This is a genomic window from Legionella drozanskii LLAP-1, assembly GCF_001467585.1.
Lineage (GTDB): Bacteria > Pseudomonadota > Gammaproteobacteria > Legionellales > Legionellaceae > Tatlockia > Tatlockia drozanskii.
The window spans coordinates 184633-210487 of record NZ_LNXY01000027.1 but is presented as its reverse complement, the minus strand read 5'-3'; the positions used below and the strand labels follow the sequence as shown (position 1 = coordinate 210487).

Here is a 25855-nt window from a genome sequence, read left to right as displayed (position 1 = left end):
TATGACGAACTATCAATCTCAAGCATTTAAAACCTTAAAAACAATACGCTCTAGGAAGGATTCTGGTTTGGTAATTTGCGGTCGGGTTAGCCGAGCGATTGGTTTGACTTTGGAAGCGCGAGGTTTTCATCAACCTGTTGGTGCGCGCTGTTGGGTAAAAATTAATAAAAAAGAAAGAGTAGAAGCCGAAGTTGTTGGTTTTGATAATGAAAATGCCTATCTCATGTCTATAGGTCATACGCAAGGAATAGGCCCGGGAATGTTAATAGTACCCAGCGGTCGAATTGCGCAAGTGGGGGTGGGTGATGCTTTGCTCGGTAGAGTACTGAATGGTGCCGGGCTTATTATCGACGAGGGTGAAATTCCAGATGTTGAAAAGGATTATCCTTTGCATAGCCAACCGTTTAATCCACTTAAACGGGCGATCATTGATACACCAATGGATGTAGGAATTCGAGCCATCAATGGATTTTTAACGGTTGGACGTGGACAACGAATAGGTTTATTTGCCGGGTCCGGGGTAGGAAAGTCGGTGCTACTCAGTATGATGACTCGATTCACCGCTGCGGACATGGTAGTCGTTGGCTTGATTGGTGAACGGGGGCGAGAAGTCAAAGAGTTTATTGAAACTAACTTAGGTAAAGAAGGGCTAAAGCGCGCGGTGGTTGTAGCCGCACCCGCAGATGAGAGTCCCCTCATGCGTTTGCACGGCGCTATGGTGGCAACGAGTATTGCTGAATATTTCCGTGATCAAGGGAAGCATGTGTTATTGCTCATGGATTCATTAACTCGTTTTGCTCAGGCTCAACGTGAAATTGCCCTGTCTATAGGCGAACCGCCCGCCACGAAAGGTTATCCTCCCTCTGTTTTTGCGAAGCTGCCTCAATTAGTTGAACGAGCGGGAATGGGGAAACCCGGCAGTGGTTCTATTACTGCCTTTTATACGGTTCTTACCGAAGGGGATGATCAGCAAGATCCTATTGCCGATGCGGCACGAGCTATCCTTGACGGCCATATTGTCTTAAATCGTGAGCTGGCTGAATCGGGCCAATTTCCGGCAATCGATATCGAAGCTTCTATCAGTCGGGTTATGCCAACGATTGTTCCTAGTACCCAAATGAAAGAGATGCTGTTATTAAAAAAATATCTTTCCCTCTACGAGAAAAATAAAGATCTTATTTTGTTAGGAGCTTACACCAAGGGAAATGATCAGCAGTTAGATAAGGCAATCGCCTACCGCGAAAAAATTAGAGAATATATTGCGCAGGATATGAATGAAAAAGTAGATTTTGAAACAAGTATCGATCGACTTAGTCAACTTGCGAATTCGGTTGAAAAAGTTTAATTTATAAACAAATTGATTTGCCATTGCAAAGAAAAGCCCTAAAAACCCCCTTTTTTTGCAAAACCATTTAAGATCCTTCAAAATCTAGCAATCCGAGACATCTTGAGCATATATTAATATTGTGCTAAATAGCTTTAGCGGTATTAATCTTAAGGAAAAGATCGAGGGTCCAAATTATGAGTCTACGGATTAGTCGCTTACAGCAATTGCTGATGTTAAAGGAACAAACTACACGTTTGGCTGCTGAACAATTAGTACGAGCTAGAGAACAATTTATTACTGGCAAGGCTCGACACGAACAATTACTAGGTTATCGTGGTGATTATGTGCAACAGCTAAGTGACATTGGAGATAATGGATGTACTGTGGGGAATGTGCGGAATCGAATTAATTTTATTGCTCAGCTCGACTCAGCTCTTTCGCAGATAAATCAGCAGTTGGCACAGCTTGCGAAACAACGTTCACGATGTGAAACGATTTATTTGCAAGCAAAATCAGAACAAGATGCTGTTAAACGGCTAATAGAGCGTGTTGAACAACAAGAAAATACCAAGAAAGAACGCGCAGAACAAAAGGAGAGTGATGAGTACGCGCAAAAACAATGGAACAGTAAGGCTAGCAATAATTCGACAAAACACAGTGGCTAAATTTTTAAAACGATGCTGGATAACTCTGGCCTGTTTGATTATCACAGCTGCTATCATTTCGAGTCTTTTTCGTGCATTAACTCCCTGGGCTAAACAATACAAGACGGAAGTGGAGCAGCATCTCTCAACAGTGATGGGTGAGTCTGTGACTATTGCTACCATGGAAACAGGTTGGTATTGGTTTGAACCAGTCATTAAATTAAATCAAGTGAGCATCTCCGACGGCAAAAAAGATACTATCAAATTAAGCAAGTTGCTAGTTGGTATTAATTTATTTAGTTCACTTTGGCATTGGCAGTTTCAGCCCGGCGTGCTTTTCATCGACGATTTACACTTGAGTCTTCATCAAAATGAAAAAGGCTGGGAAATTGATGGCATAGATAGTTATAACAGTCCAAAAATAAGCTGGGAGGCTGCTCAACCAGTATTGGCATGGATGTTAGCCCAGCAAAAAATCATTATAAAAAATCTCTCAGCACATCTTTATATGCAAGATGGAATTCTAATTCCTCTTAGCGAACTGAATCTACAAATTGTGAATAAAGCAGGGCGTTATACTATCAAAGGGCGAGGAAATCTTGCTCAAACCGCAGCGACTAATTTTCAGTTATTGGCAGAGTTAAAGATAGACCCTTATGCCTTAGATAAAACTTCAGGACAGGCATTTTTCTCAATTCAACATTTACTTCCTGCTCAATGGCAGGGTTTTGTTGGGCAATCAGGGCTGCAATTATTGGACGGCAAGGGAGATGTTCAATTATGGGCTGATTTGTTAAAAGGGAAAGTTGCTAAAGTACAGGCAAGATTACGCATGCATAATGTTGCTTGGATTGACAAAGAAACACAGAGTAATGAGCAAATCAAAATCCTGAAAGCGAATCTAGCCTGGAAACCGACCACTGAGGGCTGGGAATTAGCGAGCGATCGGATTCATTTACGACTTGGCGATACCTTTTGGCCTAAGAATAATTTGATGTTGCGTTACCAAAAAACGACAGATACCTACCTACTGTACGTGAAAAATATTTTACTTGAATCTTTGCTATCCACTGCTGTTTCTTGGCCGCAAGCCTTAACTCCAATGTTAGCGATGAAGCCTCATGGCTTATTTCATGATACGCAGATACAAATTAAACAAGGCAAACTCGAATCTGTACTGACTAATTTTTCCAATTTGGGTTGGCCATCTCAGACTGATTATCCAGGTGTTGATAAGCTCTCGGGCGCCCTTCATTGGCAGCCTCATGAAGGAATGTTGCAGTTAGGGGGCGACAAAACAGTGCTTACGCAGAAAAACCAACCGTCGATGACCTTATCTGCTCTGAGTGCTGCGATTAATTGGCAAACACTGAGCGATGGTTTACGCATTAATCTCGATCATTTTATTATCAATCATCGCAATCTCCTGCTGAATCTAAGAGGCGTGATAGATAAAGTGACTGCGACTTCTTCAGGCCAGTTAAATTTAACCGGTGAATTTTCAGCAAAAAATGCACAACGATTATTACCCTATTTACCTTCCAAATACCTAAAACCTAGATTAAATACCTGGCTTAAACGCGATATTAAACGGATAGGCAAAGTCGAAGGAAAAATCAATGTTAACGGAGCTTTAGCTGATTTTCCTTTCGACAAACAACCGGGTGAATTTTCAATTAAAAGTCACTTAACCAATGTCGATTTAGTTTTTGCGCCAAAGTGGCCAGTAACAAAAAATATTGATGCCTACTTACAAGTGAATAAAAACACTTTAGAAGCAGATATTGTCAATGCCAGTTTAAAAGATGTGAAAACTAATCAGGTATCTGTGCTGATAAACAATTTAGGCTCGGATCGTGAAGTATTGCTGGTTCATAGCAAGATGAATACTTCCGGTGAAAAAGCTTTGTCCTACATTAGGAGTTCACCGCTACAAAAAAAATTATCTGCTTTAAACATGTTGAAAATAAGAGGTTTGCTTGATTTAGATCTCAAATTAGAAGCCCCACTTTATCCTGAAAATGACCGTATATTAGTTCTTGGTGAGCTTCAGTTTAAAAATAATAAAGTCGATGTTCATCACAGCATGGACGATGTGAATTTAGAAGAGTTAACCGGTGATTTACGGTTTGATCAAAGTGGTGTTTTAGGTAGTCATTTGCAAGCGCAGATTTTAAATAATCCTGTGACACTAGCGATTCAATCGATTCATCAGCCTGTCCTTTATACTGAGGTGAAAATAGCAGGAGAGCCTAACATTGAGGTACTCAACAATAAATTTAATTTACCGATTTTATCATTGATGCATGGCACTGTTAGGATAGATGGGGTGCTCCAGTTAACGGATGATCCGAATGATTTAGATCATCTGCATGTGAACACTTCTTTAGAAGGTCTTGGCATTGATTTACCTGCACCTTTGGGCAAAACGATTGAGAAAAAAAACCCCCTTAGAGTCGACATTGATTTTAATCCCGAGCGAGTAGTGAGGTTGCGATTTAACTATGATAATCAATTAAGTAGCGATTTATGGTTTACTCGACCGAGCGGTGTTTTTGAGTTGCAGAAAGGGAAAATACGTTTGGGAGGTGGAGAGGCGAAGGGGAGATCTCAATCCGGTCTGCAACTAATAGGAGCCTTACCTAATTTTGAATTAGATCAATGGCTAAAAGTCAAAGCGAAATTATCTAAATTAGCTGGCCAAAGCACCTTAGTCAATTCATTAAATTTAATCGATGTTAAGTTGCAAAAAGCGAAAATATGGAAGGAAAGCTACGATGAGTTAGCTGTCAAAGCAACGAAGTTAACCAGCGGAGATTGGTCAATTCGCTTAAATCACGCAACTGTAAATGCTAATTTGCGCTATAAACCTACTTCAAATACTTTAACAGGACAATTTGATAAATTGCATCTGGAAAATAAATCTGCTGAGGTAAAACCAACTGAGCCGCAAACGCAATCAACTTTAAAACCTATCGATATGCCAAACCTGAATATACGTATAGCCTCTTTTCAATTAGGTGCCTTAGATTTAGGAGATGTAAGCTTAAAAGGGAGATCGACTCCTGATCGTTGGCATCTTGAATATTGTAAAATAACCTCCCCCTCCTATTTATTAACTGCCAAAGGTGAATGGAAGCAGGTCGGGAAAACCAATACGACGAAGCTTGAGGCTGATTTACATATCAATGACCTAGCCACAAGTCTACGGCGCTGGAAAATCAGTCCAGCCGTTGAAGCGAAGCATGGGGATTTACGATTCCAGGGCGGATGGCCCGGCGCGCTTCATGATTTCTCACTGGCAAAAATAAATGGCGAAGTAGCAATAAACTTTAAAGACGGACGGATCACGAATTTAAGTTCGCAAACAGAAGAAAAACTGGGCTTGGGTAAGCTTTTGAGTATCCTAAGTTTGCAAACTATACCTCGACGTCTTAAATTAGATTTTAGTGATCTAGCCAAAGGGGGCTATAGCTTTGATCATTTAGAAGGTAGCTTTAATGTTACTAATGGTGTTATGACGACGCAGGATAGTTATATTGATGGCCCAGTAGCCTATGCCTCGATGAAAGGGAATTTAGATATCTCTAAACAATTGTATAATGTGGATTTAAGAATTTCGCCTCATATCACAGCGAGCTTGCCGGTGGTGGCGACAATAGCTGGGGGACCAGTGGCTGGTTTTGCAACCTGGGTCGCAAGCAAGATAATTAATCAGGGTATGCAAAAGATCAGTGGTTATTCTTATAAAATTTCAGGACCTTGGAAACAACCTTTGGTCGAAGAGGTCAATATTATAAGAAAGCGCTTAGCCGCAGCCTATGCAGCCCGAGCTAATCATTCGCCCTCGATCTAGATGGCTTGCAGCGACTCCTCTTATTCCGGCACAGGGATATCAAAAGCATTCAGTGTTAAGCACACCATGCAATAAAGTCCCACAAGATAAATTAATTCTGTGGTGCCTTCTTCGCCAAATTGATCCACGCTTTTTTTATAAATCCATTCGGGTAATACGCCACCCTCAAGTAAAGAAGAAGTGAAGTCATAAGCAAGGGCCTCCTCTTCGCCTAAAGTAGTCGGACGTTGGCCGGCTACTAGGGTAGTAATTATTTCATCTTCTAAACCATGGTCTTTCCCCATCAAGATATGTGCATACAATTCATAAGAGGCATGAAATTTCGCACCGACAGTCAGAATTGAAACTTCTCTCACTGATTTAGGCAAACCCGGAGACAGGGAAAGGGATTTAACTAGCTCCCACATCGGGCCTCCAAATTTGGGATATTTTAACCAAGGAATCCAAGGTCCAATGAGGGAGCCGTCATCATCGATTGCCTTAAAACCTTTGAAATGGGCTTCGATTCCTTTTTTCATATCCTGATAAAGATCTTTTTGCTCTGGAGAGAGTGCTGTCGGTTTGATCCTGTTTAGACGCATCTTATATTTTCCTTAATGGCAATTTATTTAAAGCGTTAAAAAAAGTATAGGCATTCAAAACAGAATTTTCTTCGAGAGTATAAAGATAAAATATATTTTCCCGATATAATGACTATCAAAACAAGAAGAAATATTTAAACGGGACTTACTTAATAGGATATTTTTATGTGGGAGGCAGTTTTTAAGCGATACTGGCAGGTTGCTCTGCTAAAAGAGAGTCCGGCGAATACGCCTTGTTCATCGCTGTTATTAATCCTAGTCTCTGTTTTATTTTTTATAATAATTGTGCTTCAATGGTATCTTGCTGATATTAAACAAGAATTTAATCCAATAGCCTCCGCTCTATCTGGTTTAACTTTAATTTTCTCTTATTTTGTCTATAGCTATGTTTTGCTGAAAATTAATGTCAAAGCTTCTCGTTTGCAACAAACCTTGACAGCTCTTTTAATTAGCCACATGATAATCCATTTTTTCGCATTCCCTTTATTGATAGTAACCCCAATGCTGGTGAATGCGGATCTAAATCAAGTGCTAGGCTTTTTCATAGGAGTTGTGTATTTAATTTTGACTTTATTGCTCACGATCTGGCAATTTTTAGTCACAGTTCACATTTATAAACACGCCTTGGAAGTGGATTATTTAAGTGCTGTATTAGCAAGTTTTGGATTATTAGCCTGTAATATTTTAACAGTTTCCTTTTGGCAATGAGAGTAAAAGCTACTCGTGGAGAACAACATGCATTTACATATTTTAGGTATCGGTGGAACCTTTATGAGTGCTTTAGCTATATTAGCGAGAGAGGCAGGTTTTAAGGTGACTGGTTGTGATGCGAATTGCTATTCCCCTGTTAGTGATTTATTGCAAGCCAAGCAAGTTGAGTGGACTGAAGGTTATGAAGATAGCACGCAAGCATTAAAAGCAGATTGTGTGATCGTTGGGAATGCGATCAAACGAGGTATGCCCGTCCTTGAGGCCGTACTTAATGCTGGAAAAAATTATATCTCAGGTCCGCAATGGTTAGCCGAAAACATCTTAACTCGTTATCGCGTTTTATCGGTTTCAGGAACTCACGGTAAAACAACGACCACGTCGATGCTTGCTTTTATTCTACAACAAGCGGGTAAACAACCTGGTTTTCTTATTGGTGGGGTAGCGCCGAATTTTAATACAAGTGCTTATTTAGGCCAAGGCGATTGGTTTGTCATTGAGGCGGATGAGTATGATTCTGCATTTTTTGATAAGCGCCCAAAGCTTATGCATTATCGACCCGAGATTGCTATTTTAAATAATTTGGAATTTGATCATGCGGATATTTATACCGATCTTCCGTCAATTCAGCAGCAGTTTCATTATTATTTAAAGACCATTCCCGGCAAAGGCGTTGTGATCAAGCCACGCGATGATGCAGCGCTGAACGAAGTCTTAACGCGCGGGGTATTTTCAACGGTGGAAGATCTCGCTTTTCAGGGAGAAGCGGTTTGGCGCGCTGAATTACTCAATGACAATGGACAATCTTTTCGCATTTGGCATAAAGACGAAGCGGTTGCCGAGGTAAATTGGCCGCTAATTGGGCAATTTAATATTGAAAATGGACTGGCAGCACTGGCAGCGAGTTCCCATGCTGGTGTTGAAATAGAAGTCGCTGCACGAGCCTTAGAAAAATTCCAACCCGTTAAAAGGCGTTTAGAGGTCAAATCAGAGCGGCATGGTGTCACTATTTATGATGATTTTGCTCATCATCCAACAGCTATAACAAAAACGATTGCCGCATTGAAACAGAGTGGTCGACATAAACGTATATTTGCGGTGTTAGAATTTGCTTCTTACACGATGAAAACCGGTGTCCATGCTGAGGCAATGGCCGATGCTTTAGCGCCTGTTGATGGCGCTTATGTATTAGAGCCTCAATTTGATTTGCAAAAAGTAGCCAAAGGTTGGACTTGTCCCCATGAGATATTTCCAAATACGACAGGCATCGTTGACGCTATTGTGGCCAAGGTTCAGCCTGGCGATGCGGTATTGATTATGTCAAATCGTGGTTTTGATAATATTCATTCGCAGTTAACTGCGCGTGTAGATACGCGGTTTGCACAAGGTTGAATTTCGAGCCAATCCAGTGTTCTACTGAACCGTTCAGCCTGAGGAGGAGCGCCAGCGACGTCTCGAAGGCCGGTCCTGAGGGCACTCGAAGGCCTGTCCTGAGGCACTCCAAAGGGGTGCTTTGCACCAAGGCTCCGTGACAGCGCTACGCGCACCCGAGCATCCTGAGGCTCTCGAAGGACTAGCCCGAACGGATCGAGCTACTGATTGGAGCAACACCTATTTTTTTTCAAAAAAAAATGAAGATACCTCAGGGCCTTGGCTGACAGGTCTACCTTGCAACAACACGGACAAGTCACGCGACCTAATGAAATTCAACCAGACAAAAAACACAATTTCCCCAAGAAAACCTCACCACTAATTTACTTCAGTTAAATTTATTGCAAATTCTTCAACAGATTGTTATAAAAATAAAAAGGTTACTCAGAATATGTTGTTAGGGATAGCAGTTACCTGGGAGGATGGAACCATGCTCGAGTATGCCGAATTGCAAAATAATGCAAAAATTTTCCCAGTAAGATTGGCCAAGGCGTACGCAAAGCAGCCTTTGTTTGGAAGTTTTTTCACTGCTTGTTTTCCCACGTTTATTCCCAATCGCGTTCTCACTGATGCTCAATTGATTCAGCAAATTGCAGAAGGACTTGAATATTATACTGACGCAAGCATAACAACCAAAAAATTAGTATTGATCGGAATCTATATTTATCTTTGGCATCAATATGACAATAATTTGCAGTGGCTTTTGAACAAACCGTTATTAACTATGTTTCAGGAGCAATTAGGGGTTAACTCACTATCCAGTTTAGATCAAACTCTTTATGAGAGTAGCTTAGATAAGTTAAGTGATTTTTCTTATTGGGTATTTAGCAACCGAAGATTCCGGGATTTACAAGCATTATATGAAGCGTTTCCGGCAGAAATGCAAGGAAGAATTTACACGCAACGACGAAATCCTCCCGCCGAGTATTCATCCTGGATGGGCGGTTTTCCAGATATGAAGATAGAAACAGACATGAAAAAAAATTTTTAAGGAGAGCATGGTGTATAAGATGCCGCTATATAAAACCATTCAGGAAGAAACCAATGAATTGCGTGTTAATTTTACCACTCACGCAAACTTATATTATTTTCCAGGAACGCAAGACATTCTGGAGAAGATCGAGCAAATTGAGATCGTTTATAAGAAAAAAGTTCTAGAACAATCCAAGGAAGCAGATAGTTTACGTTTAGATCAAATTTCTTTTATTCATCATGTTACTAATGATTTAAAGCAAGATTTACGCTCGAAGGATGAATTGGTGCGTCTTGGGGCCGAACGAGCTCTTTTAGGGGTTGTCATTCATCGTTATCTGCGCCTTATCGATTCCTACAAGCCTAAGTTTGAAGTAAGTATCGTAGGAGCTATGACTTTTTTTGCTAGTAAAGTTGCTTATAAAGATGTATCTAACTGTGAGTTACATAATACCTTGTTAGAACTTTTTGGGTTTGCAAAACTGGAGCCCTATACCATTCTTCTTTGTTGCAATGCGCTGCAGAACTACTTAATGTTAGAACGGAGTAAAGGCAGGTATGCTTATATCAATAAAGATGCCGATTTTTTTGAAAGGCTTAATGACCTGATTAAGGATGCTAAAGCAAATATAATAGCCCTCGCTAAAGTTCCGATAGAGACACAGCTTGATTATATTTCTTACGTTGAGTCAATGGGGGTCGCTTTAAGTACAACGGATGAAAAAGTGTCTAAATATATCGAACGGTTGTCCAAATTAATAAAGAAAAGGCTTGAAGCATTAGCGGAAGAAGGGCATATAGATCGTGAAACATTATTTGAAGATTTAGATACCTTAAGCCCCAGTCCCACTATTCGGCTTATTTTTGAGGATTTCGTACCTGATTTGGTCATAACAAAAAACGGCGAGATGCATACAAAAAATAGTGAGGGTGAATGGAAAGTAGATGGTGAGTTTCAAAAGGTACTGTCAACCTGTCTTGCGGTGCACAGTAAAAATACCTTACTTGGCGCATACTTACTCTGTTTGAGTCAAAGTAATGAAGATACCCCTCATTTACGCCTTGCCCTTTGCTCTGCTATTGGCATCACCAGTTTAAATCCACTCAACAAGGAAAGAGAAGAAGACAGAGCGATTATCATTAAAACACTAGATCATCTAAAAAGATTCATGAGAAGAGGGGTCACGGATAAGGTTAAATTCACCGTTTGGGGTAATGAGGATGAAATGACTCGTGCACTTACCCAGCTCAAAGGTTCTTACGAAAGTGAGACTATGTCTTTAGCATTGTAATTTATTTGTTAATGACCCGCTTCGCGGAGGGTGACGTGAGTCCTTGTTCAGAACTTCTGTCGCTCTCCACGAAAGCAGGAGCCATAAATTAGCTTAAATTACTCCTCGATTTTAAACTGTAACCGTCCATCTTCCCAAATCACTTCAATTTTATTACCTGACTGAAATTGCCCCATTAATAAAGCTTGCGCGAGGGGATTTTCAAGTTTCTGTTGGATTGTTCTTTTTAATGGTCGTGCGCCATAAACGGGATCAAATCCAGCCTCAGCGAGATGGAGTAGTGCATCGTGACTAACGTCTAATTCAATATTTTGTTGACGCAATCGCTGTTGTAGATGCCCTATCTGAATCGCTGCGATACTGGCAATTTGCTCTTTCGCCAAAGGATGAAAGACCACAGTGTCATCGATACGATTGATAAATTCGGGGCGGAAATGCTGACTGACGACTTCCAAAACAGCTGCTTTCATTTGCTCGTAATTTAATTTGGCTGCCATATCTTGAATCAGATGCGAACCTAAATTCGAAGTCATGACAATCACTGTATTACGAAAATCAACGGTTCTTCCCTGTCCATCTGTCAAGCGACCATCATCTAGCACTTGCAAGAGCACATTAAAGATATCGCTATGCGCTTTTTCAACTTCATCAAGCAAAATAACGGAGTAGGGTCTTCGTCGCACGGCTTCGGTCAGATAGCCTCCTTCTTCATAACCGACATATCCAGGAGGAGCACCAATTAATCGAGCCACAGAATGTTTTTCCATGAACTCAGACATATCAATACGGATCATCGCTTCTTCCGTGTCAAAAAGGAACGCGGCGAGGGCTTTACAGAGTTCTGTTTTACCAACCCCGGTGGGACCTAAGAAGAGAAAAGAGCCAATTGGACGATTTGGATCTGACAAGCCTGCACGTGAACGGCGAATTGCATTAGCTACTGCATCGACTGCCTCATCTTGGCCAATAAGTCGCTTATGCAATGCTTCTTCCATACGCAAGAGTTTATCTTTTTCACCCTCCAACATTTTGGCGACGGGAATACCAGTCCACTTAGAAACCACTTCAGCGATTTCTTCTTCGGTTACTTTATTACGTACAAGTTTGCTTTCTGTATTTTCAGCTTTTTCGGTTGCAAGCACCTGTGTTAACTGCTTTTCGAGTTCAGGAATACGGCCATATTGCAATTCTGACATGCGGGTTAAATCACCTGCACGTCGTGCTGTTTCCAGTTCAATTTTGGCTTGCTCTAGCGCTTCTTTAATTTGATTTGCACCTTGTAAAGTCGCTTTTTCAGTCTTCCAAATTGTTTCCAGCTCAGCATAATTTTTTTCGAGTTCATCTATGCTTTTTTGTAAATCGCTTAAACGCTTTTTCGATGCTTCGTCATGTTCTTTCTTTAATGCTTCACGCTCAATTTTTAGCTGAATTAGACGTCTTTCCAGCTTATCCATGACTTCGGGCTTGGAGTCAATTTCCATACGAATTTTGCTCGCTGCCTCATCGATTAAATCGATCGCTTTATCGGGTAATTGTCGATCAGCAATATATCGTTGCGAAAGGGTGGCCGCGGCAACAAGCGCTGGGTCGGTGATATCCACTCCATGATGAACTTCATAGCGTTCTTGTAGACCGCGTAAGATAGCAATCGTATCTTCCACATTAGGCTCTTTGACCAATACTTTTTGGAAACGACGCTCCAAAGCTGCATCTTTCTCGATGTATTTACGGTACTCATCTAGAGTTGTGGCTCCGATGCAATGAAGTTCGCCACGAGCGAGAGCAGGCTTTAGCATATTGCCCGCATCCATTGCTCCTTCAGCTTTTCCAGCTCCGACCATGGTGTGTAATTCGTCAATAAATAAAATAATTTGGCCTTCTTGTTTGGCTAAATCATTCAGCACGGCTTTTAAACGTTCTTCAAACTCACCGCGGAATTTAGCTCCGGCAATGAGCGCCCCTAAGTCCAATGAAAGTAAACGCTTATCTTTTAAGCCCTCGGGCACCTCACCGTTGACAATGCGCTGTGCCAAACCTTCCACGATTGCGGTTTTACCTACGCCAGGCTCACCGATCAGTACGGGGTTATTTTTGGTACGACGTTGTAAGACCTGGATGGTGCGACGTATTTCATCATCTCGTCCAATGACGGGATCAAGTTTTCCTTGTTCCGCACGCTCTGTTAAATCCAGGGTATATTTTTCCAATGCCTGTCGTTGTTCTTCTGCGTTAGGATCATTAACTGTCTCACCACCGCGAATTTCATCAATTGCTTTTTCGATGGCCTGCTTGTTAGCACCGGCCTGCACGAGCAATTTGCCAAGACTTCCGTCTTCACTAACAGCGGCTAAAATAAAGATCTCGCTGGAGATGTAACTGTCTTTGCGCTGCTGGGAAATTTTATCAGTCAAGTTTAACAAGCGATTGAGGCCGTTAGAGATGTGAATATCACCCCCCGTGCCTTCTACTTTAGGCAGCCTATCTAAAGCTTGATCGATTAAGTTGCGTAACTGAGATAAATTCACTCCTGCTTTGGTCAATAAAGGTCGACTGCTACCCCCTTGTTGATCAAGCAGCGCTTTCATCAAATGTTCTGGCTCAATAAACCCATTGTCTCGACCTAATGCAAGTGATTGAGCATCAGCTAAAGCCATTTGAAATTTTGAGGTGAGTTTATCAGTTCGCATAGAGACCCTCTCTTTAGAGTTAAAATAATTAAATACAAAAAAACCAACGCCAGTGGCATTAGTTTCGAATAACATTCATTTATTATGCCGAATTGCTTAATACCGTTTTAATTAAATGTTATCTGCCGTAAAATGTGGGCTCATTTTGCAAAATCAAGTAGTCACAACGATGAATAATATCCCCGCAGGTGAAAATCCTGACTCACAAACTTTGTTAAATCAAATTGTTATCGAATACATGCGCGAACAAAAGCGAAAAAGACGATGGCGCTGGTTTATGCGTGCCGTTTTTCTTTTATTAATTCTTCTTATTGCCTACAACTTATTTTCTCTGACTGAAGAAGAAAAAGGCATACGCTCTAAGCCTCATGTCGGTCTAATCGATGTCAAAGGAGGGATCTTTGATAGTCAAACTGCTAGTGCCGAAAATTTTGTTAAAGGATTGGATGAGGCCTACGAACATTCAAACTTGAAGGCGATTGTTTTAAGAATCAATAGTCCTGGGGGTAGTCCAGTGCAGGCTGACTACATGTATAACTCACTTCTGTATTACCGTAAGAAATACCCTGAGGTCAAAATTTATGCTGTCTGCGCAGATATGTGTGCTTCTGCTGCCTATTACATAGCCGCTGCGGCAGATGAAATTTATGCCAATCCATCCAGTATGGTGGGTTCCATAGGTGTTTTATACAATGGCTTCGGTTTTGTTGACACACTGCAAAAATTTGGTGTGACAAGACGCTTGCAAACTGCTGGGGTTAACAAGGGATTTCTTGATCCTTTTTCAACCGTTTCTCCTGAGCAGACTAAACTCTTACAAACCATGCTAGATGATATTCATAATGTATTCATCGCCAGAGTTAAAGAGGGTCGAGGTAATCGACTTAAAGTGGATGATTTGACTTTTTCAGGACTTTTTTGGACGGGCCAGCAAGCTAAGGATCGTGGTTTAATTGATGGTTTTGCAAGCAGCGGCCAGGTTGCCCGGGACATCGTGAAGATTGACCAAATTGTTGATTATACCTATAAGCAAAATGTATTTGAGCGAGTCGCTAAAAATATTGGTACCGCTATCATGGAGCAATTTCCAATTTCATTAGGATTACAGCAGGGTGTAAGAGCCTAGAAAATGCAGATTGGGCCATAGCCTGACGGCTATAGGCCCTTGGCCCAACAAATTCATTAAACTCAAAGAAGCTGTCTAAAGGTTGGGCCAAGGCCCACCCTAGTTGCCCACGGCTTCATCATCTTCCCTTAATAAACTCATAATGTTTACTTAATTATCTTTGTGTACAATTATATAACAACTATTAAACGATTTTAGGGTTACTCTATGTCAATGACTCTCACGCAATGGTGGAAACAGCTTAATGATGATTTAAATCAATTAAAGCCGACACTCAGCAAGGGAGATTCTTCTTGGGATGGAAGCTATTGGACTGCGGCAGAACAAATGGCAATAGATGGCCAGACGATCGAAGCAAATATAGTATCCGGTGAGAGTATAAAGGCAAAAATTTATAACCAATCAAAAAATTTCGGATCAGAATCCAGTGCAGGGTTCAAAAGTACCTATGATCCAGACACTCAATACCTACCCCAAGTTACTAATCCAGAAGAATTACTATTTGCCCTAACTTATTACCGTCATCTTAGCCGTTATCCAGAGATTGATAAGGTTGACCCCGTTGTTAATTCATTTATTTCAGGAATAGCGCTTAGTAAAATCAAAGAGCAGCGTAATTTAGTAGAAGACAACGCCAACGAATTAAAACGCCGAATTTTGGAGTTTTGCAATAAACCAGAAAATGTCCAGGCAGTGAAACAAGAGTTCCCAACCGTCGCAGATGATGTATTAAAACAAGTGGAAAAATTAGCCGAGCCCGTAGATGAAAAACTGATAAGGCAAATAGAAATTGAGGCTAATGCTGCGCTTGAAAAATTCAGAAAAAATAAAGATACCAATGGCAATCAAGGCAATCAAGCGTTGGTCGACCTACTTGAGGAATTGAATAACTCCTTTCTTGAAAAGGAAACAATACTTAGAAAAATTGCCCTCTACAAAAAATATATTGAAAAACTTGCGGAAAATAAAATAAGTCCGAGCGATTTGCAAGATTCGAAAAAGTTTGAATCAATCCATAAACAATTGGTCGAAGAGCTTGCTCTCGAGAGCTTAGAAGCCGATGAGCAAATAAATTCTCAAGTAGAAATCCTCGGTGCAAATCAAGAAGAAGAGGAGGAACTAGACGAGGTTGAAGAAGACTTCGACAATGAGGAGGGATTTTTTGATCCTACCTTAAAATTCGAAGAACTTGCTTTCGAGAGCTTAGACGCCGATGAGCAAGTAGAAATCCTCGATGCAAATCAAGAAGAAGAGGAGCTGCTAGTCGAGGTTGAAGAAGAAGACCCCGACAATGAGGAGCAATTTTTTGATACTACCTCAGAACTAGACCTAAGTTCGGAAGAAAGGTTAGAAAAATTAAAAGCAAGATACCCGCGAGAATTCACAACCGATTCCTTAAATATTTCTGACACGGATCGCTATCAAATCACACAATACGGAATAACTGGGTTTCGTGCAACGATGACAAGTTTGGGTTGGCTAACAAGCGGTATAACTAGTTCTGTAACTGCAGTCGCCAATGGGGTGGCGAGTTATACGCCTCAGTGGGTTAGCAATATAGTAAGTTACCCAGCTAGTGCTGTAAATTATCTTGCCTCTAAGCTACCAAGTATCCCCAAGTTTCAGCTACCAGTTTCAAATGATGAGGATAAAAAAGCGAAGTATATTGCCAAAGCAGAAATTAATATTGAGAGCTTAGCCAAAAGCTTAAACTATAAGGAAAATACGGATATCAGCGCCAAGGATTTTAGCAAAATGTCTTCGAAGCAAATCAATGAATTAGCGGATAGGATTGCCCTCATTGGTCACATGGTCAGTATCCAAAAATGCTTAGTAGAATATCGCCAAAGACAAATGAAAGGTATTGTGAAAGTCACTCAAGTTAGTATTTTCAGCTCGATTATAGAGTGGCTAAGTACCACATCAATGCGCTCATATATCCATGATAGATTATTGCTGAGTTTAGAAGCGAAAAAACTAGAAGACAATTTAAGTCAATTGGTCGAAAGAGTAGAAAATTCAGATAGTGAAGAAAAAGGCGCAGTAGCAAAAGACCTTGAGAGCACCCTATCTACCACACACAAAGCGGTCGAAACTATCCAGGGAAAGGGAACAATATATGGACGATTTTTTAAGGATGTAAGAGTAGAAATTGAGACTGCTACTAAAGAATTAACTCAAGTAGTGGAGAGTGGTAAAAAGGTCCATCTCACCGATTCTAGTGCCGAATCAGAGGAGAGCGTAAATCCAACTTCTAGACATGGATAGAGGCAAAATCTCTAAGCTCCTCCCATGCCCATTTGTGGAGGAGCTGTATCTCTTGGCGCTTCATGCTCCTCAAACCAGTTTTTAATCATAAGTTTCGCTTCTTCAGGATTTTCTAAAGAAAACGAATTGCTTGTTTTTAATCCTTTTCCTAAACTGGCATTGTGTATAGAATAGGTACTGCGACTAAGAAATCTTTCTGCCTCATCACAAGATTTTTTTGCTGATTGGATGCATTTTTTGGCGGTAGCAAAATCATTTTGTTCAATAGCCCAGTTTGCATATTTAAAATAAGCATCAGCCAGCATCATATAAGCATAACTTCCATAGAGTTCTAATAGATTTTTATTAAGACAATTTTTCAGTGCTTCTGTAATTAATAGAGCCTGCTGTTCAGGAGTTAATTGAGTATTTTCGGATTTTTTATAAAGAGAGTCGTTATAACGTTGTACCGCGTGCACAGAATGAAAACTAATGGCTTTTTTTAAAAAACGAATTTCTTCATAGGTGAAATCCTGAGCTGACGAGCTTGCTATCAACTGGGATTTTTGGAAGTAATAGGCACCTTGTAATAAAGGGAAGTGTTTTACGTTTTTATGCAATAAAAAATTGGTGTGTACGTCTTCGAAGGCAGATATCTTATACCCGTACTGACTGTAGTATTGTTGCCATAGAAAATCATTTGAATCCTCTTCGCAAAACGACTTAAATGCGGTACTTCTGTTTGCCATTTTCATAGTAAAATCAAGAAGAGAGTGACAATTGAGATTGTCACTCTTATCGAAGCTTAATGCTCGCGATAATCGTAAAAAAAAGGCTTTTTTATCAAAGGTTCCATTTTCAACGGTCTGTAAAAAAACACCGTCACCTAAATTCACAGCACTTAAATTGTCCAATGTTTGATGGGTGGGGCCGAAACCTTTGCAATCCCTCATTCAATCCTCCTGCGTCACAAAACTGCGTCTTAGCTCTAAGGTAATATGGCCAATAAAAATACAACAATTTTCTATTTATTTCTAGCCATTTTTATTTTAAATTGCTCAATTCGCCGCTTCTTAAATCTAATCTTCTACTATTTACCTTATTGGTATTCACTTAGTTACCACCTATTTTAGGAGGCTCATTTGTTATAATATCTTCGGAAGTGCTTTTAGTCGAAGTTTTAGAGCCGAATAGAGTATCTTGAGTATTTTTAAAAACCGGCTTTTGTTGTGATGACTCGCCTGATTTTTTTTCCATGCTAACAAACTCAGTTTCTACAGCCAATTTCTCATCGCTAATTTCTGGCACTTCAAAGAGAGCGTCTTCGGGGTAAAAAAGAGTATTAAGCCGCTTACTAGCACTCTCCTGATTATAGATACGCGACGCTGTAGCGGTTGTTAACAAGATATTGTAAATAGCATTTTTTAGAATAAGCAGGGAGTCAGCTTCAGGATGAGTAGTTACTAAGGCCATAATTCTAGCTTCCATACGGTCAGGTAAACGACTCCCTTTTATGAACTCGTCTAAATAAGCGGTACTCATTCCGTTCAGTTTATAAAAGCTGGCTGCTTCTTGCTCTATATAGGCAATAAGTAAGGCTTGATCATGATAGATATTCCTTCGCTTTTCTTTAATTTCTAGATTAATCAAAGACCTACTAGCATTACGAGCGATTGACCTCATAAGAGGTGCAATGTCGACATGTCGGCTAAAAACCGGGGATCTAAATTGGTCGTCTACCGCTTGGGCATACATTTTTTCTAAATCAGATTGATCGATAGGCATAATTGATTATCGCTGGAAGGAATCATGCTTATAATATTAGCATATATTTGATCAGTAAGTTCATATAATGATCTCAGTGTGTGCTATCAGCGAAAACTAATTAGCGATGTTTTATAATAAGCTTGCTCCTCTCCATGACCAAGGGCGACGCGTTATTTTCAGAGCTTCTTTGCTTCAGCTAACAGAATTTCCGTTGTCCGCCGGGGCGAACTTAAACCAACATAGGTTGGCTCAACTTGTTATATTTTTTCTCAAATGTGCTTAACAAAAAAGAAATGATTTTATAAACGAATGCTCTTTTTTTATGATAAAATAGCTAGCCTCCTTTTTATTTAGTTATAGTCATGACTATTCCACATCTTTTCCTCGTCCTTTTAGTCGTTGTTGTTTGGGGGCTTAATTTCCTTTTTGTCAAATTAGCGCTTGAAGATATTTCCCCTATATTTCTTTGTTGTTTGCGGTTTATTTTAGCGAGTATCCCAGCTATTTTCTTTGTTAAAAGACCTGCCGTGCCCTTCAGGGTGATTGCCTTATATGGATTGGTCATGTTCGCACTCCAATTTTCATTTTTATTTGTTGGAATGTCTGTAGGAATGACGCCGGGTATTGGCTCGATAATTATGCAAACGCAAGTATTTTTTAGTATGTTTTTTGCTGTGATTTTATTGGGAGAAAGAACATCCGTTTGGCAGATTTTAGGTGCAATAATCTCATTCTCAGGTATCGGTTTGGTCGCAACTCATTTTGATAAAAATGTTTCTTTATTAGGGTCGTTATGTATTCTTATTGCAGCGGCAACCTGGGGGATAGGCAATCTTATTACTAAGAAAATTCATCATATCAATATGATGGCTTTAGTGGTGTGGGGGAGTTTTGTAGCTTGGTTTCCTCTACTACTTTTATCTCTCATTATAGAAGGTCCAAACGCGATTATTGCTAGCCTCCAACATTTAACTTGGAAAAGCACTTCATCTTTATTCTATATTGTTTATATCTCAACCTGGGTTGGATATGGGGTATGGAATTGGTTAGTAAGTCGTTATCCTGTGAGTCTCATCGTCCCTTTTACCTTGCTCATTCCCGTTGTGGGTGTCTTAGGTTCAGTCTTGTTTTTAGATGAGCCGTTTTATCTTTGGAAATTAGAGGCGGGATTACTAGTCATTAGTGGCTTATTTATAAACATCTTTGGTGCACGATTTTTTGCACCTAGGCTTCGCGAAGAAGTTAATTTGTGAGAGCTGTAAGTTGGGCCTTGAAACCCAACTTACATGGAATCTGTGGTCAACTACCCCGATTTATGAACGTCTCGTAACGGGTATCAAGGTTTGTAATAAGGATTTAAAAACCTTAGGTGTTCCTGCAACTATATCCCCATGTTTTAGGTAATCTTCTCCGCCTTGCATGTCACTCACTAAGCCGCCAGCTTCTTTGATAAGTAAGCTACCGGCAGAGATATCCCAGGGGCGAAGGCCAAATTCCCATAGTCCATCAAGTCTTCCACTGGCTACATAAGCAAGGTCCAGTGCTGCAGATCCTGTTCTGCGGACTCCCGCACATTTACCCATCAATGCTTCGAAGGTTGGCATATAACGTTTAGCGAGTGCTAGATTGCGGAAAGGAAAACCAGTTCCTAATAAGGCACCGTCTAATTGAGTTTGCTTGGAAACACGAATACGCCGATCATTGAGCTGTGCGCCACATCCGCGACTAGCTGAAAAACATTCATGACGAAGTGGATCATAAACGACGGCATGTTCGATGCGATTTTTAACTTTATGTGCTATGGACACAGAATAGGATGGAAAACCATGTAAATAGTTTGTGGTGCCATCTAGAGGATCAATAATCCAGACTGATTCTGCATCCTCGTTTTGGATTCCACTTTCCTCGGCAATAATCCCATGTTCAGGGTAGGCCTTGTGAATCGTGCTAATAATTGCTTGTTCTGCTTTTACATCGACTTCGCTGAAGTATTCGGTACTACTTTTAGCGGTTATTTTTATTCGGTCTAATTGTTCGACATGACGGATAATAATATCACCGGCAAGGCGTGCAGCTGTGATAGCAATATTTAATAATGGTTGCATGGGTTAACTCTTTATCAACAAAGTCCGCGATTCTAACACATTTTTTTTTGTACAGAGAGAAGTCATTGCTGGTATAGTTGCTATCATTAAATTATAAGTGGTTTTCTTATGAATTTTGCTTCGATCCGTGTTGTATTAGTTGCGACGTCTCATCCAGGAAATATTGGCTCAGCAGCCAGGGCGATGAAAACAATGGGCTTGCATCATCTTTATTTAGTATCGCCTAAATCATTTCCTGACCAAAAGGCTTATGAAATGGCAGCAGGTGCTGACGATGTTTTAAATGACGTGCGAGTGATGACTTCACTGGACGAGGCATTGAAAGGATGTGAATTGGTTTTGGCAACGAGTGCGAGACCGCGGGGCATCGCCTTACCCGGACTGACACCAGCTGGTTGTGCAGAATTAGTCTGTAAACAGCCTGATAATACTGAAATCGCCATTGTTTTTGGGCGTGAGCATGCAGGATTAACCAATGAGGAATTATTACGGAGTAACTACCACGTGAATATTCCATCGAATCCAGAATATAGCTCATTGAATCTTGCACAAGCGGTACAGATTATTGCCTATGAATTGCGCATGAAATTGCTTTCCCCTGTCGCTGAAGTCGGTCTTCGTCAGGATCGCCAAGCAACAATGGAAGAAATTGAGCAATTTTATGCTCATTTGAATGAAGTGATGGTTGCGATTGAGTTTTTAAAACCAACTAATCCAACCAAACGCTTGCAGCAACGAATTAGGCGTTTGTTTAATCGAACCCAGCTGGAACATATGGAAATTAGTATTTTACGTGGCATTTTAAGTCAGGTGCAATATGCATTGAAATTTGCAAATAAGAAATGATTGGAGTTGACTATGAATCAATTACCCATTTATTTAGATTACATGGCGACAACACCGGTCGACCCGCGAGTTATTGAAAAAATGATGCAGTACTTAGGTCCCGAAGACAATTTTGGGAATCCAGCGTCAGTAACCCATATCTATGGAAAAATTGCGGCTGAAGCGGTAGAGCGTGCACGTTTGCAAATTGCTGAAGTGCTCCATACGTCGCCCCGAGAAATTGTTTTCACCTCAGGCGCCACAGAGGCTGATAACCTAGCTATTTTAGGTGCAACGCGCTTTTATCAGCGTAAAGGGCGACATCTCATCACGATGAAAACTGAACATAAAGCGGTACTGGACAGTTTTCAACAGCTCGAGAAAGAAGGGTTTGAAGTCTCTTATCTCGACCCACAACCCGATGGTTTACTTGATTTAAACAATTTAGAAAGAGCAGTACGTGAAGACACTATTCTCGTCTCCATTATGCATGCGAACAATGAAATTGGAGTTATTCAGGATATTGCTGCCATCGGAGAATTCTTACGCGATAAGGGAATTATTTTCCATGTCGATGCAGCACAAAGCGCTGGAAAAATTGAAATTGATTTAAGTCGCTTGTCTGTCGATTTGATGTCTTTCTCCGGACATAAAATCTATGGACCGAAGGGCATAGGCGCATTGTACGTTCGTCATAAACCTAGAGTTCGTTTGCAACCTCAGTCTTTCGGAGGAGGGCATGAGGGCGGTTTACGTTCGGGAACTCTTCCGACTCATCAAATTGTAGGTCTGGGAGAAGCGTTTGCCATTGCTGAAGCGGAATGCCTCAGCGAGCAAACGACTATTTTAGGATTGCGCCAACAATTATGGGATGGAATTAAGCATCTTCCTGGTATTCGTTTAAACGGTCATGAGCATCAACGTCTTGCGGGTAATCTTAATTTAACCTTCGCTGGAATTGAGGGTGATTCCCTTTTATACGCTTTGCGTGAAATAGCGATTTCAACGACTTCGGCTTGCGCAGCAGCCAGCATGCAGCCTTCCTATGTGCTGCGTGCTTTAGGTTTGTCGGATGAACTGGCCTATAGCTCAATTCGTCTTTCTTTGGGGCGTTTCACGTCCGAGGAGCAAGTTAAACAGGTAATTGCTATAATCTGTCATCAAGTTAATCGATTGCATGAAATATCACCACTATGATGTATAATGAAGTTGTAGAATCCTGCTTTTTTACACCCAATCACGTTGGGACAATGGACTTAACACAGCCATTGAGCGCTCACTATCGCGGAGGAGAAACGGGTCGAGGCGATGTATTTGACTTTTACCTGCTCTGTAATGAAGAGGGTTTAGTATTAAAAGCCTGCTTTAAAGCCTATGGAAATCCTTATTTAGTTGCAGCAGCAGAGTGGATTTGTCGACAATTAGAAAGCAGTCAAATCGACAAGCACCCACTGTTTAATTACAGGACACTAGTGGACGAATTGACTATACCTAAAACACGTTACTCGGTTGCTCTACAAGTTGAAGATGGTTATCGTGAGTTAGTTGAAAAAATAAAACTGAAGTTAAAAGGGGAGAAATAATGAGCGAAGTAATGCAACATACAAGCGAAACAGGGTTCAGCGTTACTTTAAGTGAAACGGCTATTCATCATGTTATTGCCTATCTTGATAAGCAAACAGACAGTAAAGGTATTCGACTATCCGTTAAAAAAACAGGATGTTCTGGTTTATCTTATGTTGTTGATTATGTCACAACGGCTCAAGCGAATGACATTGTGCAAGAGCTGCCTAACAATTATCAATTATACATCGACAAAGCTAGTTATCCTTATCTTAAAGGAATGAATATTGATTACGTCAAACAAGGCTTAAATCACAAGTTCGTATTTAATAATCCAAACCAAACTGGAGCCTGCGGTTGTGGTGAAAGTTTTACGGTGGAATAAGTCTTCTAAGTAGGCTGGGCCTTGGCCTGAGGTTTCGTCACTTTTTTTGAATAATATTTCGAGTCAAATTCAGTGTTTTACTGAACCGTTCAGCCTAAGGAGGAGCGCCAGCGACGTCTCGAAGGCCTGTCCTGAGGCTCTCGAAGGGTCTGTCCTGAGGCACTCGAAGGGGGCTTTGCACCCCAAGGCTTCGAGACAGCGCTACGCGCACCCGAGCATCCTGAGGCACTCGAAGGACTCAGCCCGAACGGATTGAGCCACTGATTGGAGCAACATCTATTTTTGTTCAAAAAAAAGTGACGATACCTCGGCCTTGGCCCAACAAACTCTGACCCAAGCTCATTTATTGTCTTCCTATTAGTGAATGGACCAACCCTTTTATCCAACAAGATTTATTTGCATTTTCAAAATTACCAATTAATTCCACCGGTCTTTACTTCTTCTGCATTAAATGGTCAATTAATAGACAGTTAATGCTTAATTTTTAGTAAAGTGAATTAATTTGCTTCAGATCGCGCAAAAATGCTTGCAAAATAAATTAAATTTACTTAAGCTTCCCTTAATAAATGAATATCAATCAAACAATGTTTACATAGTTTGTGATATTTGTTAGTATTACGAGCATGATGTTCATTTATGAATTGATGCTTTTTTTTAACGTTTTTTTTATTTTTGTGTCTGGAGAGGATAATGAGCGCAGTTATGCAGCGTGTGGAACAACAGAGTGATGCGTTGACACAGCAAGTTATTAGTGCTGTAAAGGGTTACTTGCAAGCAGTAGGTAATAAAGAATCTAATTTAAATCTTTATCAACTCATTGTTGAAGAAGTTGAGGCTCCTTTATTCCGTACGGTTATGGAATTAACTCGTTATAATCAATCTAAAGCAGCTCGTGTTCTTGGTGTAAGCCGCGGTACTTTGCGCACTAAGTTAAAGCGCTATTTTGATGACGAATTCATCGGTACTCGAGGATAAGTAACCCGTCAGATCTCTCATGTCAAATTTGACAAAGACGGTCATATTTTATCGAAATATGACCGTCTTCCGTTTGTGATTCATTGATTGAAAGGAAGTCCTGGTCTTTCACTAAGCACTCTGCTAGTATTGATAACAGAGTCGGTCAGGCAATCGCTCTTTGTGCAATACAAAGGGAGGAAAGTCCGGGCTCCAGAGGGCAGGGTGCCAGGTAACGCCTGGGAGGTGAAAGCCTACGGAAAGTGCCACAGAAAATATACCGCCTATAATTTTCAGTTACTGAAAATAAGGTAAGGGTGAAATGGTGCGGTAAGAGCGCACCGCGCGATTGGCAACAGTCGTGGCAGGGAAAACCCCACCTGGAGCAAGACCAAATAGGAATCCTACTTACCTTTGTGGTAAGACGTATGGCCCATACGGGATTCGGGTAGGTTGCTTGAGACATGCGGTGACGCATGCCCTAGATGAATGATTGTCCGCGACAGAACCCGGCTTATCGACCGACTTCACCTTAACGATTTAAGTTTATTTTCCCATTGATTTTCATTCTAACTCGACATACTATCGCCGATTTAGGGATGCAATGAGTTAAACTATGATGCTATGTATCGATGTTGGTAATTCCCATATCTATGGTGGAGTATTTGCTGGAGAAGAGATTCGTCTTCGCTTCCGACATACGTCAAAGGTTAGCACCTCCGATGAGTTAGGTATTTTTCTCAAATCAGTTTTGCGTGAAAATCAATGCTCTCCTGAAGCAATTAATGAAATTGCAATTTGCTCAGTTGTACCTCAAATCGATTATTCTTTGCGTGCTGCTTGCTTAAAATATTTTTCAATTGACCCCTTTCTGTTACAAGTCGGGGTAAAAACCGGTTTAAATATTAAGTATCGCAATCCGATCGAAGTGGGTGCTGATCGTATTGCGAATGCGATAGCTGCAAATGCCGCTTATCCTGGAAAAAATATAGTAGTCATTGATTTTGGCACAGCAACGACTTTTTGTGTCATTACTGCTCAAAAAGGGTATTTAGGTGGGGCAATTTTGCCTGGCGTTCGTTTATCCGTTGATGCACTGGCTTCAAAAACGGCAAAATTACCGATAGTGGAAATCGTGAAAACCGAGCAGGTTGTAGGACGCTCAACTATTGAGAGCATACAATCAGGTGTGTTTTATGGGGCTTTAGGTGCCTGTCGTGAATTAATTAATCGTATCAAAGAAGAGGCTTTTCCTGGACAAGAGGTTTTAGTCTTAGCAACCGGAGGATTTGCATCTTTATTTGATAAGCAGGGGATTTATGATCATCTAATTCCTGATTTAGTGCTGCAAGGGGTTCGTTTGGCAGCAGAATATAATCGGTAAA

At 40.7% G+C, this 25855-nt stretch carries 21 protein-coding genes and 1 other RNA gene; 17 read left to right on the top strand and 5 right to left on the bottom strand.

Features of this window, described 5'->3' with window-relative positions:
* The first annotated feature begins 1 nt into the window (after position 1).
* From fliI to Ldro_RS10205, 3 genes are all read left to right on the top strand, one after another.
* The gene (gene fliI, locus Ldro_RS10215; RefSeq protein WP_058496320.1) at positions 2-1345 is read left to right on the top strand and encodes a flagellar protein export ATPase FliI; all 1344 of its coding nucleotides are present in this window, start codon (positions 2-4) and stop codon (positions 1343-1345) included.
* Positions 1346-1521: 176 nt separating this feature from the next.
* Positions 1522-1992, top strand: coding sequence for a flagellar export protein FliJ (gene fliJ / locus Ldro_RS10210; protein ID WP_058496319.1), 471 nt, complete (start codon positions 1522-1524; stop codon positions 1990-1992).
* Positions 1928-5827 carry a YhdP family protein gene (locus tag Ldro_RS10205; RefSeq protein WP_065235926.1) on the top strand — a complete coding sequence of 1300 codons (3900 nt, stop codon included), beginning with the start codon at positions 1928-1930 and terminating at the stop codon, positions 5825-5827. The genes fliJ and Ldro_RS10205 overlap by 65 nt, the downstream gene beginning before the upstream one ends.
* 20 nt (positions 5828-5847) lie before the next feature.
* On the opposite strand, the gene Ldro_RS10200 is transcribed toward Ldro_RS10205, so the two are convergent.
* The gene (locus tag Ldro_RS10200; protein WP_058496317.1) at positions 5848-6408 is read right to left on the bottom strand and encodes a carboxymuconolactone decarboxylase family protein; all 561 of its coding nucleotides are present in this window, start codon (positions 6406-6408) and stop codon (positions 5848-5850) included.
* 165 nt (positions 6409-6573) lie between these two features.
* On the opposite strand from Ldro_RS10200, the gene Ldro_RS10195 reads away from it, so the two are divergent.
* From Ldro_RS10195 to Ldro_RS10180, 4 genes are all read left to right on the top strand, one after another.
* Positions 6574-7116 (top strand): hypothetical protein, encoded by a 543-nt coding sequence (locus Ldro_RS10195; protein WP_058496316.1) that lies wholly within the window; start codon positions 6574-6576, stop codon positions 7114-7116.
* 27 nt (positions 7117-7143) lie between these two features.
* Positions 7144-8508 (top strand): UDP-N-acetylmuramate:L-alanyl-gamma-D-glutamyl-meso-diaminopimelate ligase, encoded by a 1365-nt coding sequence (gene mpl / locus Ldro_RS10190; RefSeq protein WP_058496315.1) that lies wholly within the window; start codon positions 7144-7146, stop codon positions 8506-8508.
* A 469-nt stretch (positions 8509-8977) separates the two neighbouring features.
* On the top strand, positions 8978-9538 hold the full coding sequence (locus Ldro_RS10185) for a hypothetical protein (protein WP_131764311.1): 561 nt from the start codon (positions 8978-8980) through the stop codon (positions 9536-9538).
* 19 nt (positions 9539-9557) lie between these two features.
* Complete coding sequence (locus Ldro_RS10180; protein ID WP_058496313.1) at positions 9558-10811, top strand: hypothetical protein; 1254 nt, start codon at positions 9558-9560, stop codon at positions 10809-10811.
* 98 nt (positions 10812-10909) lie between these two features.
* Here the strand turns inward: Ldro_RS10180 and clpB are convergent, their stop codons facing one another.
* The gene (gene clpB / locus Ldro_RS10175; RefSeq protein WP_058496754.1) at positions 10910-13498 is read right to left on the bottom strand and encodes an ATP-dependent chaperone ClpB; all 2589 of its coding nucleotides are present in this window, start codon (positions 13496-13498) and stop codon (positions 10910-10912) included.
* Between the two features lie 169 nt (positions 13499-13667).
* On the opposite strand from clpB, the gene Ldro_RS10170 reads away from it, so the two are divergent.
* Both Ldro_RS10170 and Ldro_RS10165 read left to right on the top strand, forming a co-directional pair.
* On the top strand, positions 13668-14624 hold the full coding sequence (locus Ldro_RS10170) for a S49 family peptidase (RefSeq protein ID WP_058496753.1): 957 nt from the start codon (positions 13668-13670) through the stop codon (positions 14622-14624).
* Between the two features lie 207 nt (positions 14625-14831).
* On the top strand, positions 14832-16892 hold the full coding sequence (locus tag Ldro_RS10165) for a hypothetical protein (RefSeq protein WP_058496312.1): 2061 nt from the start codon (positions 14832-14834) through the stop codon (positions 16890-16892).
* An 11-nt stretch (positions 16893-16903) separates the two neighbouring features.
* Here the strand turns inward: Ldro_RS10165 and Ldro_RS10160 are convergent, their stop codons facing one another.
* Positions 16904-17824, bottom strand: a complete 921-nt coding sequence (locus Ldro_RS10160; protein ID WP_058496311.1) for a DUF5630 domain-containing protein — start codon at positions 17822-17824, stop codon at positions 16904-16906.
* Between the two features lie 160 nt (positions 17825-17984).
* Positions 17985-18656 carry a hypothetical protein gene (locus Ldro_RS10155; RefSeq protein ID WP_058496310.1) on the bottom strand — a complete coding sequence of 224 codons (672 nt, stop codon included), beginning with the start codon at positions 18654-18656 and terminating at the stop codon, positions 17985-17987.
* 344 nt (positions 18657-19000) lie between these two features.
* Between Ldro_RS10155 and Ldro_RS10150 the strand changes: the two genes are divergently transcribed.
* Positions 19001-19891, top strand: coding sequence for an EamA family transporter (locus tag Ldro_RS10150; protein ID WP_058496309.1), 891 nt, complete (start codon positions 19001-19003; stop codon positions 19889-19891).
* Positions 19892-19951: 60 nt separating this feature from the next.
* On the opposite strand, the gene Ldro_RS10145 is transcribed toward Ldro_RS10150, so the two are convergent.
* A complete protein-coding gene (locus tag Ldro_RS10145) occupies positions 19952-20743 on the bottom strand; it encodes an inositol monophosphatase family protein (RefSeq protein WP_058496308.1) in 792 nt (263 codons plus the stop codon).
* A gap of 108 nt (positions 20744-20851) precedes the next feature.
* On the opposite strand from Ldro_RS10145, the gene Ldro_RS10140 reads away from it, so the two are divergent.
* The 7 genes from Ldro_RS10140 to Ldro_RS10115 all read left to right on the top strand — a co-directional run bounded on the left by Ldro_RS10140 (position 20852) and on the right by Ldro_RS10115 (position 25854).
* Entirely contained in the window at positions 20852-21589 is a 738-nt protein-coding gene (locus tag Ldro_RS10140; protein WP_058496307.1) for an RNA methyltransferase, read from the top strand.
* Between the two features lie 12 nt (positions 21590-21601).
* On the top strand, positions 21602-22765 hold the full coding sequence (locus Ldro_RS10135) for an IscS subfamily cysteine desulfurase (protein WP_058496306.1): 1164 nt from the start codon (positions 21602-21604) through the stop codon (positions 22763-22765).
* The gene (locus Ldro_RS10130) at positions 22762-23151 is read left to right on the top strand and encodes an iron-sulfur cluster assembly scaffold protein (protein ID WP_058496305.1); all 390 of its coding nucleotides are present in this window, start codon (positions 22762-22764) and stop codon (positions 23149-23151) included. The genes Ldro_RS10135 and Ldro_RS10130 overlap by 4 nt, the downstream gene beginning before the upstream one ends.
* Positions 23151-23516: a HesB/IscA family protein gene (locus Ldro_RS10125; RefSeq protein WP_058496304.1), complete on the top strand. Its 366-nt coding sequence runs from the start codon at positions 23151-23153 to the stop codon at positions 23514-23516. The genes Ldro_RS10130 and Ldro_RS10125 overlap by 1 nt, the downstream gene beginning before the upstream one ends.
* A gap of 690 nt (positions 23517-24206) precedes the next feature.
* Positions 24207-24491 carry a helix-turn-helix domain-containing protein gene (locus Ldro_RS10120; RefSeq protein WP_058496303.1) on the top strand — a complete coding sequence of 95 codons (285 nt, stop codon included), beginning with the start codon at positions 24207-24209 and terminating at the stop codon, positions 24489-24491.
* 137 nt (positions 24492-24628) lie between these two features.
* Positions 24629-25003: RNase P RNA component class A (rnpB, locus tag Ldro_RS12575), an RNA gene on the top strand.
* An 83-nt stretch (positions 25004-25086) separates the two neighbouring features.
* Complete coding sequence (locus tag Ldro_RS10115) at positions 25087-25854, top strand: type III pantothenate kinase (protein WP_058496302.1); 768 nt, start codon at positions 25087-25089, stop codon at positions 25852-25854.
* Position 25855: the final 1 nt, after the last annotated feature.